The organism is Nocardia sp. BMG111209 (assembly GCF_000381925.1).
Taxonomy (GTDB): Bacteria; Actinomycetota; Actinomycetes; order Mycobacteriales; family Mycobacteriaceae; genus Nocardia.
Genome location: NZ_KB907308.1, coordinates 1 through 17,518 on the forward strand (window position 1 = coordinate 1; position 17,518 = coordinate 17,518).

Sequence of the window (17,518 nt, forward strand, 5' to 3'; positions counted from 1 at the left end):
TCGTCCCTGTCGAAAGAGGTTTACAACCCGAAGGCCGTCATCCCTCACGCGGCGTCGCTGCATCAGGCTTCCGCCCATTGTGCAATATTCCCCACTGCTGCCTCCCGTAGGAGTCTGGGCCGTGTCTCAGTCCCAGTGTGGCCGGTCACCCTCTCAGGTCGGCTACCCGTCGTCGCCTTGGTAGGCCATTACCCCACCAACAAGCTGATAGGCCGCGGGCCCATCTCGCACCGATAAATCTTTCCACCACCAGACATGCATCCAGTAGTCCTATCCGGTATTAGACCCAGTTTCCCAGGCTTATCCCAGAGTACGAGGCAGATCACCCACGTGTTACTCACCCGTTCGCCGCTCGTGTACCCGAAGGCCTTACCGCTCGACTTGCATGTGTTAAGCACGCCGCCAGCGTTCGTCCTGAGCCAGGATCAAACTCTCCGTTGAAGACTCTCGAAACACCCACCGAAGCAGGCGAATCAGAAAAATTCAAAGGCCAGAGTCCGAAAACCCGACATTCAAAAACAACGCCAGCTCAAAAAAGCTGACTAAATGTCCAGTCCCCCACACGGGGGTATGAGAAACCGGAACCAAAAATATTTGGCACTGACATTCATCGACACACTATTGAGTTCTCAAAGAACAGGCGCACTCACCATCCAGCCGGACTAACCGACCTTCTGAGGAGGCAACTTTTCCAGCCTAACCACTTCACCCCAGGGAGTCAAGCTCCGGGTGTCGTGGGCCTTGCATGACGGCCAGGCGCTCATCGTCCGGCCTCGTTTCCGTGGGCCTCTCGGCCCCGGTCGGCGTCCGTGTCGCTCTGACTTGGACTAAGTTACGTGTCGGAAAACGCGGCGTCAAATCCCCAAGACAGCGAGCGTTTGCGCTGGTCACGGCGACGTCACCGAAGGGTGACCGGACCTGGGCCGCGGGAATGTGACCCAGGTCATGCCCGTCGTCAGCGGCCGGCGCGGACGACCCCGGCGAAGTTCTTCTTGCCGCGACGCAGGACGAGCCAGCGTCCGTGCAGGTAGTCGGAGTCTCCGGGGATCCAGTCGGGATCGGAGATCCGGGTGTTGTTCACCGACGCGCCGCCTTCGTTGACCGCGCGACGCGCCGCGCCCCGGCTGTCCGACAGGCCCGAGGCCACCAACAGATCCACGATGGTCGCCTCCGCGGTGGCCGCCGGGACCTCACCGTCGGTGGCGGCCTCGGAGAGCGCGGCCGACAGCGTCGATTCGTCCAGTTCCTGCAGATCACCCCGGCCGAACAGTGCCTGACTGGCCAGCTGTACCGCGCGGGTGTTCGCCTCACCGTGCACGAGCGTCGTCATCTCGGCGGCGAGCCGGCGCTGCGCCTCGCGGGCGTGCGGTCGCTCGGCGGTCGCCTGCTCGAGTTCGGTCAGTTCGTCGCGATCCAGGAAGGTGAACCAGCGCAGGTACCGGACCACATCGGCGTCGCCGGTGTTCACGAAGTACTGGTACCAGGCGTACGGGCTGGTCATCTCCGGATCGAGCCACAGGCTGCCGCCGCCGGTCGACTTGCCGAACTTCTTGCCGTCGGCCGAGGTGACCAGCGGCACGGTCAGCGCGTGCACGTGTTCGCCGTCGACCCGGCGATTCAGCTCGACACCGGCGATGATGTTGCCCCACTGGTCCGACCCGCCGACCTGTAGCCGGCAGCCGTGGTTGCGGCGCAGCTGCAGGAAGTCGTTCGCCTGCAACAGCATGTAGCTGAACTCCGTGTAGGAGATGCCCTCACCCTCGAGCCGCCGCTTGACGGTGTCCCGGGCCAGCATGACGTTCACCGAGAAATGCTTGCCGATGTCGCGCAGGAAGCTGACGGTGCTCAGCGGACCGGTCCAGTCCATGTTGTTCACGATGATCGCGGCATTCGGGCCGTCGCCCAGGTCGACGAAGCGCTCCAGCTGCCCGCGGATACGGCCCGCCCATTCGGCGACGGTGTCGGTCGAGTTCATGACGCGCTCGCCGACGTCGCGCGGGTCGCCGATCAGGCCGGTGGCGCCACCGGCGAGCACGACCGGCCGGTGGCCGGCGGCCTGGAAACGCTTCAGCGCGAGCAGCGGCACCAGGTGCCCGGCATGCAAGCTCGCCGCGGTCGGGTCGAATCCGGCATAGAGGGTGATCGGTCCCTTCGCCGTCTCCGCCCGCAGGGCGTCCATGTCGGTGGACTGTGCGATCAGCCCACGCCAGGTCAGTTCATCGATGATGTCGACGCTCACGTCGTCCTATCTTTCCGCACGTCGCCGGATCGGCTCTGCGCAGGTCGCCGCCCGTCGCGCGCAACGGCCGCCCCGCCTCCGACAGAAGTGCCGGAGGCGGTGCGGGCGGGTCGAGCGATTTTCAGCGAGCGGTGAGGCGCTCGCGGGCGATCCAGGCGAAGATCACGGCCAGGACCAGCGGGAACACCGCCAGGCCCGGGCTGCCCAGCTGGAACGCCTGGGTGGCTGCCGCGCACACCGTGACGATCGCCAGCCCGGCGGCGGCGAGGCCGCTCAGCCGCGGCACCAGCAGGCCGATACCACCGGAGACCTCGACCACGCCGACGAAGTAGCGGTACCACTCGCCCCAGCCGATGTCCTGGAAGGAGCGCACCGCATCGGCCTGGCCGACGAGCTTCGGCAGGCCGGAGGCGAGGATGAAGAACAGTCCCAGCAGGATCTGCAGGGTCCACAGGACCCGATTGCGAATCTTGCGGGGCTGGGCGGGGTTCTGGGTGACGGCGGCGGTGGTCATAGCGAATGTCCTTCCGGTGCTTGGCAGTTCGGCTGTCGAACGCACTCACCGATAAAGACGGGGGCCGCCCCGGAAATTCATCGCACCCGGGCGGATTCAGGCGAAGGCAGTTTTCAGCGCGGTCAGATGGACCCGGCTGGCGGTGGCGGCGGTCTCGGCGGCGCGGGCCCGGATCGCCTCGAACAGCCGCTCGTGCGCGTCGTGGTCGGCATGCGGGTCGGCCAGCGGGCGGATGCGCAGCATGTCGACCATCGCGTGGTGCAGGCGCGGTACGAACGCGTCGAACATCTGGAGCAGTACATCGTTGTGGGCGGCGACGATGACCGTGCGATGGAAGGCGGTGTCGGCGTCGACGAGATCCTCGACCGGATCGCCGGCCGCGGCCCGCTCGGTGAGCGCGCGGCGCATGGCCCGCAGATCCGCGGGGGTGCGGCGGGTGGCGGCCAGCGCCGCGGCCTCCGCCTCGATCGCCAGCCGGGCCTCGATCACCGTGACGATGTCGGCGCGGCGCAGCACCGCCTCCCAGTCCTCCACCACGTCGACCGCGGTCACGAAGACGCCGGCGCCCTGCCGGCTCTCCAGCACCCCTTGACCGGCGAGCTCGCGAATCGCCTCGCGCAGCGTCGAACGGCCCACCCCCAGCTGGGCCGCGAGGGTGGTCTCACCCGGCAGCCGGTGCCCGAGCGGCCACTCCCCGGCGCGGATCCGCCCCAGCAGAACCTCGGCGGCCTGCGCGGCCAGCGGATGCCTCCGGACATGCGGCACGGCGTTCCAACCTCTCTACTTGTCTGAGGAGTTATCGCCGTCTAGTGTAGGCCACATGGCTCAGGGTGTGCTGCTTCTCCTTCTCCGCCGCGGCGGGGTCTGACACGACCGGCACCCCGCTCGCGGGCCACTGTGCTGCGCCGGTCGACCCCTTCGACGCGAAAGCACTCGCCGACAATCATGACTTCCCACTGGAATCGCCAGCGTACTTCCGTCATGCCCTCGCATCGGTATTCCGATGTCTACCACAAGGTTTCGGTACCACTGACGGACCGGCACTGGCCGGCCAACCGGATCACCGCGGCCCCCTTGTGGGTTCCGGTCGATCTGCGTGACGGCAACCAGGCCCTCGCCGAACCGATGGATCCGGACCGTAAGCGCCGGTTCTTCGAACTCATGGTCACCATGGGCTACAAGGAGATCGAGGTCGGCTACCCCAGCGCCTCACAGACCGACTTCGACTTCGTCCGCCTGATCGGTACCGCCGGCCTGGCGCCGGAGGATGTGACGATCGTCGTATTCACCCCTGCGCGAAGGGATCTCATCGAGCGCACGATGGAATCGGTGGCCGGTCTCACCAACGATGTGGTGATCCACATGTACACGGCCACCGCCCCCGTGTGGCGGGACGTGGTGCTGGGCCGCTCCCGCGCCGAGGTCGCGGAACTGATCCGCGACGGTGGCCGGGACATCCTGGAACTGGCCGGCGATCGGGAGAACATCCGATTCGAGTTCTCCCCCGAGGTGTTCATGCTCACCGAACCGGATTACGTGCTGGCGGTGTGCGAGGAGATGACCGCGCTCTGGGATGCCACGCCCCGGCGGCCGGTGATCCTGAATCTGCCCGCGACCGTGGAGGTCGCGACGCCGAACGTGTACGCGGATCAGATCGAGTACATGCACCGCAACCTCGCCCGGCGCGACAGCGTGATCCTGTCGGTGCACCCCCACAACGACCGCGGCACCGGAATCGCCTGTGCGGAACTGGCTGTGCTGGCCGGGGCGCAACGGGTGGAGGGCTGCATCTTCGGCAACGGTGAGCGCACCGGCAACGTCGACATCGCCACCCTCGCGCTGAATCTCCATGCGCAGGGCGTGGATCCGATGATCGACTTCTCGGATATCGACGCGATCCGGCGCACCGTGGAGTACTGCACCCGGATGCCGGTACCCGAACGACACCCGTACGTGGGCGATCTGGTGTACACGGCCTTCTCCGGCACCCACCAGGACGCGATCAAGAAGGGTTTCGCCGAACATCGCGAGCGGGCCGCCCGCCTGGGCCGTTCCGAGCGCGAGATCGCTTGGCAGGTACCGTATCTGCCGATCGATCCGGCCGATGTCGGCCGTTCCTACGATGCGGTGATCCGGGTGAACTCGCAATCCGGCAAGGGCGGGATCGCCTACCTGTTGCAGACCGAGTACGGACTGGATCTGCCCCGGCGGTTGCAGATCGACTTCGCGCACCACGTGCAACGGCGCACCGACGACACCGGCGCCGAGATCTCCGCGGCCACACTCCTCGATCTGCTGACCACCGCCTACTCCCCCACTGGCGGTCGAATCGGCTTGTCCGACTGCACTGTTCAGGCCACCGAGGTACACCTGAACCTCGACGTCGACGGGGTGAGCCGCGAATACCGCGTTCCGGTCGCCGCACTCGCGGAATCGCTGGCGGCCGAATTCGCCTCGGATATCGAGGTGCTCTCGGTGACCCACCAGACCCGTCGTGACGGCTCCGCGGTCGCCTATCTGGAATACCGGATCGCCGGAAAAGTCCACTGGGTCATCGGTTTCGGCGAGACCACTGTCTGCGCGGCGCTGAACGCGGTCATCGCCGTCGCCGAATCGACTCTGCCGGAACGCCGGACGGTGCAGGTTCACTGACGTGCCCGGGGGCGTTCACATTCCGGTCCCGGAGAGTGAACGCCCTCGACCTGCCGCCCCTCAGCGGCGGCGACAATCGGTCCGGGTCAGGCGGATCGGCCGACGGCGGGGGCTCGGGGGCTGCGGCGGTAGGTGGAGACCGCGGTGGAGGCGGGGAGCCAGAAGCGCCAGGGGCGGTCGGCGGCGAGGCTGACGCCGACGCGGGGGCCGGTCGCGATCTCGGCAGGGTCGAGTGGGATGGGGGGTAGCTCCAGGCGGATTTCGGAGGCGGGGTCCAGGAGCGGGGTTCCGTAGTCGGTCAACGTGATTCCGAGGGCGCTGCCGAGATTGCCGGGGCCGCGGGCCAGGTCGGCGTCGGTGCGGGCCGTGGGCCGGCGGCTGCGGGCCGTGGCGTGGCCGGTGATCACCTCGCCGGAGCGGAGCAGGACGGCGCTCGCGGTACCGTCCGGACCCGTCGTGACGTTGATGCAGGTGTGCATTCCGTAGCTGAAGTACACGTAGAGGAAGCCCGGCGGGCCGAACATGACCGTGCTGCGGCGGGTACGACCGCGTCCGGAGTGCGACGCCGGGTCGGGCCAGGGGCCGGCCGGGTCGCCGCCGTACGCCTCCACCTCGACGATGCGCACCGCGACGGGACCGGAGCGCAGGGTCGCGCCCAGCAGGCGCCGCGCCGCCGTCGTCGGGTCGACGGCGAGTTCTTCAGCCGACACGGCGGTCCATTCTTTCGCATCGCCGCGAACCGGGTCGATCACCGGGGGTGCACATGTCTCCCACCTGCGCGGGAACATCGCGGGAACCTCATCCGTTAGCACTCTCAGAGGCCGAGTGCTAATTCCGGGACTCGGCCGGACGACAGGTACACGATCAGGAGAATCGCCATGGCTATTGCAGTTCGCCGAACCAGCTGGGACCCGTTCACCGCGCTCCTGCGCCAGGTCGACGGGGATTTCGACACCATCGTGCGGCGGGCCTTCGCCGGCGCCGGGCCGGCGCACGCCGGTTTCGTACCGGCCGCCGACGTCGCCCGGGACGGGGCCGATGTGGTTGTCACCCTGGAACTTCCGGGTGTCGCCGCCGAGGACGTGGCGGTCGAGGTCGCCGATCATCGGCTGCGCGTCACCGGTCAGCGTCGTGAGGAGCAGTCCACCGACAAGGACGGTGTGCTGATCCGCGAGATCCGCACCGGCTCGTTCCGGCGCGAGTTCGCGCTCCCCGAGCACGTCACCGCCGATGCCATCGAGGCCGAGCAGGCCGACGGCATCCTGCGGATCCGGGTGCGCGAGGTCACGGCGCCGAAGCCGGCCGCCCGCAAGATCGAGGTGCGCGGCGCGGCGCCGCGCGCGGTGGCGTCCACCACGGAGCAGAGCGAGTAATCGCGCTCCACGGCAAGTGATTTCGGCCCGGCAGTACGCTGCCGGGCCGAAATCGTCGGTCTGGCCTCAGTTCGGCACGCTCGCGAGCCAGTGGTCCACACCGCCGTGCCCGGAGCAGGCGCCGCGATGGTGCTGGGCGAAGCTGTACTCGCCGTCCCGGCATTGGACCGTCGCGCCGGCCGGCACGGTCTGTGATTGCTCGGGCCGCTGCACGCAGGCGTGGTCGACGTTCTCGTAGTCGCCCGTGGGGCAGGAGACGAAGGCCGGCGCGGCCTCCGCCGCCGGGGTGACCAGGGTGGCACCGGTCACGAAGATGCCGGCGATCAGCACGATGCGCCATAAACGGACATCGGCGCAACGCATTTCGTTCTTCACTGGTGAAACTCCTACGGCTGTGCAAACTTCCGGCCCGGACGCTCGGGCCGAGACCGCCGCAACTCTATTCGCCCGAGCGTTGCCGCACGGCGAATATCAGGTCACCGTTCGGACTCGGGCAGCTGCAGACCGGTCAGTTTCTCCGGATTCACCTGGAACCAGATGTGTTGCAGGCGGCCGTCGACGATCTCGTAGGTGATCGCGCCGCCGCGATATTCGCCGAGCACCACGAGCAGGCCGAGTTCGTCGTTGATGATCGCCGGCTCGAGCCGCGCGCCGGCCGAACTGGGCTTGGCCATCGCACCGAGCAGCCAGCGGGCGACGTGATCGGGACCGAACAGCGGGCGGCGGGCCGCGGTGACCTTGCCACCACCGTCGTTCCACAGCGTGACGTCGGGGGCGAGCAGTTCCATGAGGGCGTTCACATCGCCGCCGTGCGCCGCGGCGAGGAACTTCCGCGTGATCTCTTCGCGCGCAGTGGAATCGGAGTCGAAGCGCGGACGACGGGACTGCACGTGGCTGCGGGCCCGATGCGCGATCTGGCGGACGGTCGCCTCCGGACGGTCGAGGAATCCGGCGATCTCGGCATGGGAGAAGCCGAACACCTCGCGCAGCACGAAGATCGCGCGTTCCACCGGGGTCAGGGTTTCCAGCAGGACCAGCATCGCGGTCGATACGGTGTCGGCCATCTCGGACTCCTCGGCGGCGTTCGGCGCGGTCAGCAGCGGCTCGGGCAGCCACGGACCGACATAGTTCTCCCGGGTGGCCCGGGCGGAGGTGAGGCGGTTCAGCGACAGGTTGGTCACCGTGCGCACCAGGTAGGATTTCGGATGCTGGACCGAATCACGGTCCACCTCACGCCATTTCAGCCACGCGTCCTGCAGGATGTCCTCGGCATCGGTGACCGTGCCGAGCATCCGGTACGCGGTGCCGAACAGCAGGCGCCGATGCTCGAGGAACGGGTCGGGAAGGTCGTCGTGCACGATGTCATCGTCTCCCAGGGTGAACGGATCCGAACGGTGTTCGGCGCGACCGGAATCCGGTCGCGCCGAAGAGATCACGCCGTGGCCTTCGCCGCTCGGGCGGCGGCGCGGGCTCCGGTGGAGAACTTCGCGGGGATCGAGATCCGCCGGCTCAGCCGGAACGTGGGCCACGGGCTCGAGCTCACGAACTCCTTGTAGCGCACCGCCGCACGACCGGTCAGATACCAGGGACCGGGCGTGTCGTCGCCGCGGGTGAACTGGATGACGCCGTCCTTGCGGCCCAGGCTCACCGGCTGGTGGATGTAGCCGAAGCGGAACGGCTTCACCTCCTTGCCGCGCAGCCGCCGCGCGACGGTGTCGGCCACATACGCGGCGATGGGCATACCGCTCTGGCAGGTGCCGTGGATGTGCCCCCACGGCTGGCGGACCGAGGCGGCGTCGCCGACGGCGTAGACATCCGGATGCGAGACCGAGCGCAGGGTGGCATCGGTGACGATCGCGCCCTGGGCGTCGGTGTCGATCCCGGCCGCGGCGGCCAGCGCGGGGGCCCGCACGCCCGCGGTCCAGAGGATGAGGTCCGACGGCAGGATCTCGCCGGTGTCCAATTCGACGGCATCCGGCAGCACCTTCACGACCTGCGCGCCGACGCGGCGGTTGATGCCGAAGCGATCCAGTGCGCGGACCAGGTACGCGCGGGCCTTCGGGCCCATCATCGCGCCGGGTTCGCCGGTGCCGATCATCGTGACCGTGACACCGGGATGGCTGTCGGCGATCTCGGTGGCGGCCTCGATACCGGTCAGTCCGGCGCCGACGACGGTGACCGTGCCGCCGGCCTCGGCCAGGGCGGCGAGCTGTCCGGCGAAACCGCGGGCGAACTGCGGGGTGTTCATGGTCCAGGCGTGTTCGGTGGCACCGGGCACGCGATCGGTGTCGGCGCTGCTGCCCAGGGCGTAGATCAGGGTGTCGTAGGGCAGTTCGGTGCCGTCGTCGAGGGTGACGCGGTGCGCGGCGGTGTCGATCGCGGTAGCCCACGCGCGCCGGAAATCGACGCCGGTATCGGCGAGCGCCTCGGGAATGCGCAGGTCGGCGAGTTCCTGGCCGGTGGCGATCTGATGGCTGCGCAGCCGTTCGGTGAACCGCTCGGACGGGTTGACCAGGGTGATGTGCACCGGCAGGCGACGGGTGCGGTGGGCCAGGCGGACGGTGGCCATCATGCCGGTGTAGCCGGCGCCGAGGACGACGATCTCGTGGGTCGGGGTGGCGTTCATCGTGACTCCCGGAGGGGGTGGTGGATTCGATGTCGGCCATGGGACAAGGCAGGCGGTCCGTCCGTGACACCCCGTTTGCGTGACGCACGTCACTGTCCGGAACAGCGATACCACTCGCGCGGGTTGACTCGATCGGAGCACAGTGCCACCGAACCAGCGAGGATTCCATGACAGTGCAGGTCGAGATCTGGACCGACATCAATTGCCCGTTCTGCTACCTGGGCAAACGCCGGTTCGAGGAGGCGCTGCACGGGTTCGCGCATCGGGAGGCCGTGCAGGTGGTGCACAGGTCGTTCGAGCTCGATCCGACCATGCCCGCCGGGCACAGCGAGGCCGTGGTCCCGCACATCGCGAACAAATACGGCATCAGCGAGGCGCAGGCCGAGGCGAACGAACGCGGCCTGGGTGCGCAGGCCGAGGCGATGGGCCTCCCCTACCGGACGTCGGGCCGCGACCTCGGCAACAGTTTCGACATGCACCGGCTCCTGCAGTACGCGCTGGCCCGCGGCAAGCAGGAGGCGATGCTCGACGCGCTGTACCGCGGCAATTTCGCCGAGGCCCGGCCGTTGTTCGGCGATTCGGAGCGGCTGGTGGAGCTGGCGGTCGAAGCGGGTTTCGACGAGGCGGACGTCCGCGCGGTGCTCGCCGATCCGGATGCCTACGCCGATGCGGTCCGCGACGACGAGCGGGAGGCCGCGCGCCTCGGCGCCACCGGGGTTCCGTTCTTCGTCTTCGATCGCAAATACGGTGTTTCCGGTGCGCAGCCGGCCGAGGTGTTCGGCCAGGTGCTGGAGCGGGCGTGGTCCGACCACGCGCCGGCCCTGGAGGTCGTCGGTGACGCGGACGCCTGCGGGCCCGATGGGTGCGCGCTTCCGGATCGGGGCTGAGGTGGCGGTCCGTCGCGCCGCTCAGGCGTCGCGACGGACCACGCGCAGCACGGCGGTCGCGGGGCTGACGTAGGTGCTGCTGTCGCCGCGGCGCAGGCTGATGTAGTCGTCGGCCACCACGGCGAGGAAGGCGACCACCAACAGGACGGCCAGCTGTGCCCACCCGGCCCAGGTGGCCCCGATCGGCGCCGTCGCCAACGTGAACGGCACCGCGGCCAGCCTGGTCCAGGCCCGCGGCAGACGCAACGTCGTCCGGAACAGCGTCTGCCCCAGGAAGAACAACGCGACGCCGCCCGACAACGCCCATGCCGCAGGCCAACTCGACGCGCCGTGCCCGTGCGCCACGGTCAGCCGAATTCCGGCCGCTGTCACGATGATTCCGATCAACAGCGGAAACATCGAATAGCCGTAGGCCAGTACCGCCGGCCGCACCCGCTCGGTCCGGGGCAGGGCCTCCAGCGCCAGCTCACCACGCTCGTCGTCGAAACCGAAATAGGCCCACCACAATACGTAGGCCAGCCCCAGCCCGAGCGCGACCGTCGTCACCAACCCGACGCTGATCTCCTCGCCCGCGAGCGCGGCGCCGACGGCGACCACCGATTCGCCCAGCGCGACGATGATCACCAGCCCGTGCCGCTCGGCGAAATGGCTTGCGCGGATGACGAATCCACCGGTGTCCACGAGATACGGGGTGACGATCTGCACCGCCAGCGCCGCACCCCAGATCAGAGAGCGGGGCCACCCGTGCACCAGCCCACCGGCGAGCACCAGCCCGGCCGACAGCAGATTCATCGGCGCGATCCGGAGAATCGCCGAACTCGCCGACCGGCCACCGTTGGAGTAGAACAGCCCGGTGTGCACGGTGTTCACCACGAAGTAGCCGATACCGAACGCCAGCCCCGACCCGGTGAACGCCTCCGGCACCGCGAGCGCCACGACGAAGAACCCCAGCATCCCCACCAGCAGCCAGCTGCGACGCACCGTACTGCTCGGAGCCACCTCGTTGGTGAGGAAGACATAGCCCGAATACATCCACCAGATTACGCCGAACATCAGTGCCACGCGGCCGAGTTCGAGCCAGCCCGGATGTTCGCTGAAGGCGTGGGTCAGCTGGGTGATGGTGAAGACGAACACCAGGTCGAAGAACAGCTCCAGGGTGGAGGCGCGGAGTTGCCCGCCTTCGGCGGCGTCTTCTACCTGGTCGGATACCTCGTTGCTCACGCGGGTGAGGGTAAACGACGGATGTGGGTGGGCGCGAGCGGAAATAGTGTCTCGCAGTTCGCTGTCCGGTCGGTTCCGGCTGTCCGAGGGCCCGGCACGCGGCCCGAAAGTGGTCCATACGGACTCACGCGGCCAGAAATTCCAGTTTTGTTCCAGTTTTCGCCGGCTGGAGGCTGCTCAGCGGGCCGGAGTAGTCGACCACGCGCTGGACGTATCCGCGGCTGTCGATGTAGTGCCGGGTGGCCACTGTCGAGTCCTCGGAGTGCCCCAATTGCGCACTAGCACATCTCGAGTCGCCTGTCACGCCCGCGACATGGGTCGCGACGGTGTCCCGGAAGTTGCCGAAAAGCACCCACTCGAACGGCGAATCAGCTGTCGCGGTGCTCAACGCCGTGTCGGCGGTGCCGGGAGCAATCATCCCGCCACGTTGAGACAGGAACACAGGTGTGTCCGGATCTGTCGGGCAAACTCGCGCCTTCCATACCCGCAGCACGGTGGTCAGCCACTCCGGCAGGGTCAGGTAATAGGCAGGGCCACGTTTGCGTGCCAGCTGCCGGAACGACGGGCCTCCACTACCGGCGATGACCGTGGCATGGACGTGCAGCAGTGCCGTCGACGCAGTCGGATCGTCCAGATCGGGAAGGTCCGACCACAGAATCGCGAGCGCTTCGGACTTGCGGGCACCGGTACCGAGCAACGTCAGGCACAGCGGCAACAGATACCGAGTTCGCTTCTGCCGCACCATCAACAGGTCGAAGAAACCATCCAGCTCCACCTGTTCCAGTGCGCGTGCGTTCCCTTCGATCACCGGTTCCGGGACCGGCGTCGTGGGACTCACATCGAACAGGCCACCCAGAGTCAGGATCCTGAACACCTCGTTCAGGATGATGTGGTGAATGTTGGCCGTGGCCACGGACAGCTCGGCGATATCCTCGAGGTGGTCGTACAGATAGGACGGGCGGCCAACCTCTCCGATGGCGAGATGCCCGAGTTCCAGACCCAGTTTGATCGCGTTCGGATTGGCCCGGGGTGAGTCCGGCTTGTAGATCGCTCGCACATACTTGCGGTACGTCTGCTTGCGTATCTTGCGTGTGCGTTCGGATCCTTTCGAGCGGTTCTGCTCGAAGTTCCGTTCGAAGTCTGCAAGGCATTCTTTGCTGGTAGCACCGATTCCCGATGTCCTGCGGTAAGCGCCGTTGAACGCACGGTGCCGGCCTGAGAAGGCCATCGCATCGCGGATCTGCTCGACGTTGCGTACAGCGACGATCCTCGCGGCCTGGACACCTACCCACTACGGAGAAGGCAGATGGCAGCTCAGAAGTCGTGGCCCCCGGCGACGGCACTGAGTATTCCGCGGAAGCTGGGCACGGCATCGACTGATGCAAGCTCAGCGCCCGCAGAAGGACTTGTCGAACCTCGTTGTTTCTGCGCCAGTCCGTTCGTTCACCAGCTCGGCAGACCCTCATCGAATCGAATCTGAAGGTCGGGGCTGTTCTCGAACCTTTCGACCCACGGGCCGTTGTCGGTATCGGTGCGTGATGGGACGGGAATCTTCGGATACCTGAACGACCCGACGGTTACGTCACGGCCAGTTCTCGCTGTCGCCGGTTCGGAGTGGATTTCGGGGATCTCGAAAGTCGAGGACAAGGGGTGGCGTGCCCGGATCACGGTCGGGTCTGCGGATTTCGATGTAACCCTGATGTTCCCGTGACTTCAGGTATGGGCCTTCGGCCAAGGGAAGCGACAGGAATGCGCCTACGCTGGGCTGGTCGTCGACCGGGAAGACTATCTGGCCGTTGACTTTGAAGACTCTCGGCATGTATTTGTGTTGATCGGGCCGCATCCAGAATTCAATAGTTTGCATTGAATCATCAGAGGTGAAGAAGGTATAGATCTCACCCCACTCGAATGCAGTGGGCAACGACGTGTTCCGAGTTTTTATCCGATCCGCGAACGTAGCGAAGTCCATGGTTGCAGCCTCCACAGCGTAGAGGATTCCAAAATTGTCGGGAACGGTGTCGTAGGTCGCCTTGAGGCGATCCCGATCCGGTTCGCTGATGGATGTGCGATAGATCGCCACATAGAAGCCGAGTCTGCGTTCTGCACGCGTGTTGTCGTCGAGGTTCAGCAGCAGCCATGAGCCGTCCGGTGTTGCGCCGACCAGCTGTGGCCATCGGTCGGGGACTCGGAGGTTGGCACCGCAGGCGAACCCGAGATGCACGCCTATGTTGACCGCATCGCGCTCGTCCGGATAAGGGTCGAACCGAATGAGGTCCGAGAAGGTCGCATCGGCCGCGGAGGGTATCAACGTGGTGGACTGAGCAATGGCGACTTGTGGATACCCTGTCAGGTCGTCGTGCCCGTATCCGCTGTTGAGCCATACACCTCCTGCGGTCAGCAGGAACGAAGTGGATCGGAAGTACACCTCCACCCCGCCTTCGGCCTGGTCGGGGGAGTCGGTCATCTTGGGTCTGTTGCCGTGATAGAAGCGGTGTTGAGTCGGCGGATGCGCCGTCATGGCGATCAGGTATGCGGCAGCAGGGGGCCGATACGGAGCCAGGCCGGCGAGGACACCGTTGAATGTCCAATTGTCGACGAACACAGGTGCCGGTCGTCCGTTGGCATCGATCGGACCTGTGTAGGTCAGGAACAGTTTCGCGACCTGGTCAGTGTTCAACCCCATGAGGTCGTTGTTGTCGGTGGTATTGTTTACATGCTCCTTGAGCCGCCGGAACGGGGCTATACGGCGTCCTCGGCTACTGGACACCGCGAATTTCGTCATGATGTAGTCCAGGACGAGGCGCGCGGCTGTCGATATCTTCTCATCACCGAATTCGTGGAGGTTGAGAAGAGCGTGAAGGGCCAGGCGCTGATATGGCCGAGCGTTGAATTCCATGAAGTCGTAGCGGACGAGGGTCTGCAGGTGATCGAGCAGCCAGTCTCGCACACCATTGGTCGTATTGTCGAGCTGGGGTTCGTGATTCTTGGCGAAGAGGATGTCGTTGACGATGTATTTGCTGCTGTTGATCATGAGCAGATGGTTTTCCGTTTCCGGGATCGTCATGGCATTGAACCTTACAGGCGGCGCCGGCGGCGGGAAGATGAACCCCGTCTCACTTTTGAGTGAGTAGGACTCGATCCCAGGGTTTATCGGGCCTGCGAGGGTCGGCGGCAGGAGGTCACGCAGTACAAAGTCGATCTGCTCAGCGGTCAGCATGTCCACGTAGCGGCGCACGAGAACGACGAGGCCCTTGACCGCCATATCGTAGTCGCCCAGGCGCGATTCGAAGTTGAGGGTATGGTCGAGTATCGGCCAGCCTCCGATGTCACCGAGGGCGCTCTTCTTATCGTAACCAGTTCCCATCTGACCGTGCCCGCGAATTGTTGTGCGGAGCAGGGAATGGACCACGGCTCGGTGCAGGGGTTCACCCGACACCTGGAATTCGGGATCGTTGGACAGGACGTGGAAGTGGGCGAGGAGTTCGACGCCGATGTTCTCGTTCGCCATCCCTACAGGGAATGCTCGCCGTTGAGTCTGCACGAAGTATTTCGCGATGGCGTTCGCGCGTGCGGCATGGGAACGGTACGCAGCTTCCGGTGAACCATCGGCTGGCAATGGATCCAATGGTGCGTCGAGAACTGGTTGCTTGTAGGCGATGGACAGCGGTGTCGTGGCAGAAAATGGCGAGAACAGGCCTGGTGTACCGAGCGGACCCAGACCCGGCCACACCTGAATGGTGTAGGTGGCGTCACCTGGGACGGTTTCGAGGCCGAATCGAAGCGTTCCACTGCCTCGGCCCGTGCGCGCCCAGTCCAGGCGCGTTACCTCGACGTCGACTCCAACGCCCTGATCGCCTGTCTGGGCCATTGTGATTGTCCGAAACGGAGTTCCGTCGCGAGAAATGTCGACCCGGAAGCGGTCGAACGGCGTGTCCGCTCCACCCCAATTCAGCTCGACCGACTGGTGAGCCTGATGAGCAGACACGAGTAGTCCGTCGCCGAGCGTCGGATCTCGCAGTATGGCGCCCCGATCGAAGTTCTGGACCCTGGTTGTAGCGACATGCGGATCGGCGAACTCGGCCGTCGTCGGTGGCCCCAGAGCGCCGTCTGCGCCACCCAATTCTTGCCACCGTTCGCCGAACAGGCCATCGACCGGAAAGGACTGAGCCGGAGGCTCGCCCGCCGGTGGCGCGGCGAAGGCTAGGTGAACGGGCTCGGTCCAGCCGTGCACAGTGTGGTCGTTGTCGTCGAAGCTCGCGACGGTGAACCCGTAGTCGCCGAAACCCTGCATCCGCATCCACAGGTGCATATCGGAACTGGGGAATGCCGGCTGGACCGTCTCGTCGACGTCCAGACCCTGCGATATACCGTTGAACAGGACATTGCATCGAAAGTACTTTTGCGCGAACGACGGAAACGACCACATGAAACACGCGGCGTTGCGGAGCCGGACCACGCTGACAACCATGTCCTGATCGGGTGCCCAGAGTATTTCACCGCCGTCGAACCGTTGCCGGACCGCGGTTGCGCCTTCGACAGGTGCTTCCGGTCCCGCCGGTGCTCCGAACGGACCTGCGGCCGCTCCCCATTCCCGCCATCGCGTGCCTATCAGGCCTCCGACCGCGACGTTCGGGGAATCGTTCACGGTCAACCAGTGCGTTCCCTGTCCGCTCAACAACCAGTCCAGGCCCGTATCATAGACAATTGTTCCCCGGGTGGTGACCGTGAACGCAAATTGAGTGAGTGCCGGATCCGGGGAATTCAACTCATAGGAAGCGGGCACAATTGTCAGCTGCTGTATGGCGTTCCGATGGAGTACAACCCCCGGGTTTCCCAGCATTTCCGGCATCAGATCATGTGGCAATTCCTTGAGATCGAATGTGATCGTATAACCGGTGAAGGTCAGGGTGTGGCCAGCGATTAGAGCGCACCCCGCCAAGGCGGGATCGACCAGGCTCAGTTCACCGCCTCGGCTGACCGTTACACCGAAATCCGCCATGCCCCGCGCCAGGACATACATGTACGAGCCGGGCAGCATCGTCAACTCCTGAGGCGCAACCCTGCTCAAATGCGCTGCCGGATTCCCCAACATTTCCGGAGTCAGGTCGTGCGACAACGCCGTCAGATCGAACGTAATCGTATAACCGGTGAAGGTGAGAGTATTCCCGTTGATCTCGGCGCAGCCGGCCAGGGCGGGGTCGGACAGCGACAGTTTCCCGTCGGTGGCCAGCGTCAATCCGAAATCGGCCATCCCCCGGGCCAGAATGTACACATAGCTGCCCGGGATCAGATTCAGTTGCCGGGGTGCGGCACGGGACAGGACGTCATCGCTGTTGCCGAGCAGGTCGGCGCGCAGGTCGTGCGACAGTACACTGAGGTCGAACGTGACCGGATAACCAGTGACTGTGACCGTATGCCCGTTGATCTCCGTACAGCGGGACAGCGCGGGATCCGACAGTGACAGTTGCCCGTCTGCGGCCAGCGTCAATCCGAAATCAGCCAATCCCCACGCAAGGATGAATGTGTAGGCACCCGGCACCCATCGCAGTTCGTGTGGCGTATCGCGGGTCAACGCGTTTGGGCCGCCAGTGATATTAGGGCGCAAATCGTGTGACAGCCCGGTCAGGTCCATCGTGACCGGATAGCCGACGACAGTGAGCGTGTCGGTCCCACGACCGTTCAGAAAGCCGTCGTTCGCGGTGTCATAGTCGACCAGTCCGGCCGAGGTCACCTCAAAGGAAAAACCCGGCCCACCTTGCCAAAAGAAATAACTACCCGGATCCAACGACACTGCCGGACCGGCGGTGCCATCGAGGATGGAGGTGAGCACACCGGTTATCTCGAAATCGGGATAGCTCAGACCGCTGGTATCAAAACGAATACTTGCCATCGAAACCCCTTCCCCAGGCAACGATCGCCGACTGCAGCGCCCATCGAGTCGATCAGAACCACGCCGGTCTGACGTGCGAGGCCGTCCGCAGCGCAACGATTATCCCACAGCTTCCG

The 17,518-nt window shown here is 65.7% G+C and carries 13 protein-coding genes and 1 rRNA gene; 3 read left to right on the top strand and 11 right to left on the bottom strand.

Annotation, left to right across the window (positions count from 1 at the left end):
- From G361_RS0123410 to G361_RS0123425, 4 genes are all read right to left on the bottom strand, one after another.
- Positions 1–441, bottom strand: a 16S ribosomal RNA gene (locus tag G361_RS0123410); the annotation flags it as partial.
- A gap of 514 nt (positions 442–955) precedes the next feature.
- Positions 956–2,239, bottom strand: a complete 1,284-nt coding sequence (tyrS, locus tag G361_RS0123415) for a tyrosine--tRNA ligase (protein WP_019929545.1) — start codon at positions 2,237–2,239, stop codon at positions 956–958.
- Between the two features lie 121 nt (positions 2,240–2,360).
- The gene (locus G361_RS0123420) at positions 2,361–2,753 is read right to left on the bottom strand and encodes a DoxX family protein (protein WP_019929546.1); all 393 of its coding nucleotides are present in this window, start codon (positions 2,751–2,753) and stop codon (positions 2,361–2,363) included.
- Positions 2,754–2,849: 96 nt separating this feature from the next.
- The gene (locus G361_RS0123425; RefSeq protein WP_019929547.1) at positions 2,850–3,518 is read right to left on the bottom strand and encodes a FadR/GntR family transcriptional regulator; all 669 of its coding nucleotides are present in this window, start codon (positions 3,516–3,518) and stop codon (positions 2,850–2,852) included.
- A 216-nt stretch (positions 3,519–3,734) separates the two neighbouring features.
- On the opposite strand from G361_RS0123425, the gene G361_RS0123430 reads away from it, so the two are divergent.
- Positions 3,735–5,405, top strand: coding sequence for a 2-isopropylmalate synthase (locus tag G361_RS0123430; protein WP_019929548.1), 1,671 nt, complete (start codon positions 3,735–3,737; stop codon positions 5,403–5,405).
- An 86-nt stretch (positions 5,406–5,491) separates the two neighbouring features.
- Here G361_RS0123430 and G361_RS0123435 read toward each other — a convergent pair whose 3' ends face one another.
- A complete protein-coding gene (locus G361_RS0123435) occupies positions 5,492–6,115 on the bottom strand; it encodes a DNA-3-methyladenine glycosylase (protein WP_019929549.1) in 624 nt (207 codons plus the stop codon).
- Positions 6,116–6,283: 168 nt separating this feature from the next.
- Here G361_RS0123435 and G361_RS44645 point away from each other — a divergent pair, with 168 nt between their 5' ends.
- Positions 6,284–6,778: an Hsp20/alpha crystallin family protein gene (locus G361_RS44645; protein WP_019929550.1), complete on the top strand. Its 495-nt coding sequence runs from the start codon at positions 6,284–6,286 to the stop codon at positions 6,776–6,778.
- Between the two features lie 66 nt (positions 6,779–6,844).
- Here G361_RS44645 and G361_RS0123445 read toward each other — a convergent pair whose 3' ends face one another.
- The 3 genes from G361_RS0123445 to G361_RS0123455 form a co-directional block, all read right to left on the bottom strand.
- Positions 6,845–7,153 carry a DUF3761 domain-containing protein gene (locus tag G361_RS0123445; RefSeq protein WP_231387080.1) on the bottom strand — a complete coding sequence of 103 codons (309 nt, stop codon included), beginning with the start codon at positions 7,151–7,153 and terminating at the stop codon, positions 6,845–6,847.
- Positions 7,154–7,254: 101 nt separating this feature from the next.
- Positions 7,255–8,214: an RNA polymerase sigma-70 factor gene (locus tag G361_RS0123450; protein ID WP_019929552.1), complete on the bottom strand. Its 960-nt coding sequence runs from the start codon at positions 8,212–8,214 to the stop codon at positions 7,255–7,257.
- Positions 8,211–9,404, bottom strand: a complete 1,194-nt coding sequence (locus G361_RS0123455) for an NAD(P)/FAD-dependent oxidoreductase (protein WP_019929553.1) — start codon at positions 9,402–9,404, stop codon at positions 8,211–8,213. The genes G361_RS0123450 and G361_RS0123455 overlap by 4 nt, the downstream gene beginning before the upstream one ends.
- A gap of 167 nt (positions 9,405–9,571) precedes the next feature.
- Here G361_RS0123455 and G361_RS0123460 point away from each other — a divergent pair, with 167 nt between their 5' ends.
- Entirely contained in the window at positions 9,572–10,291 is a 720-nt protein-coding gene (locus G361_RS0123460) for a DsbA family oxidoreductase (RefSeq protein ID WP_019929554.1), read from the top strand.
- 21 nt (positions 10,292–10,312) lie between these two features.
- Here the strand turns inward: G361_RS0123460 and G361_RS0123465 are convergent, their stop codons facing one another.
- The 3 genes from G361_RS0123465 to G361_RS0123475 form a co-directional block, all read right to left on the bottom strand.
- On the bottom strand, positions 10,313–11,512 hold the full coding sequence (locus G361_RS0123465; protein ID WP_019929555.1) for a low temperature requirement protein A: 1,200 nt from the start codon (positions 11,510–11,512) through the stop codon (positions 10,313–10,315).
- A gap of 124 nt (positions 11,513–11,636) precedes the next feature.
- On the bottom strand, positions 11,637–12,740 hold the full coding sequence (locus tag G361_RS0123470) for a tyrosine-type recombinase/integrase (RefSeq protein WP_081635548.1): 1,104 nt from the start codon (positions 12,738–12,740) through the stop codon (positions 11,637–11,639).
- 354 nt (positions 12,741–13,094) lie between these two features.
- Entirely contained in the window at positions 13,095–17,402 is a 4,308-nt protein-coding gene (locus G361_RS0123475; RefSeq protein ID WP_155981749.1) for an LGFP repeat-containing protein, read from the bottom strand.
- Between the last annotated feature and the right edge of the window lie 116 nt (positions 17,403–17,518).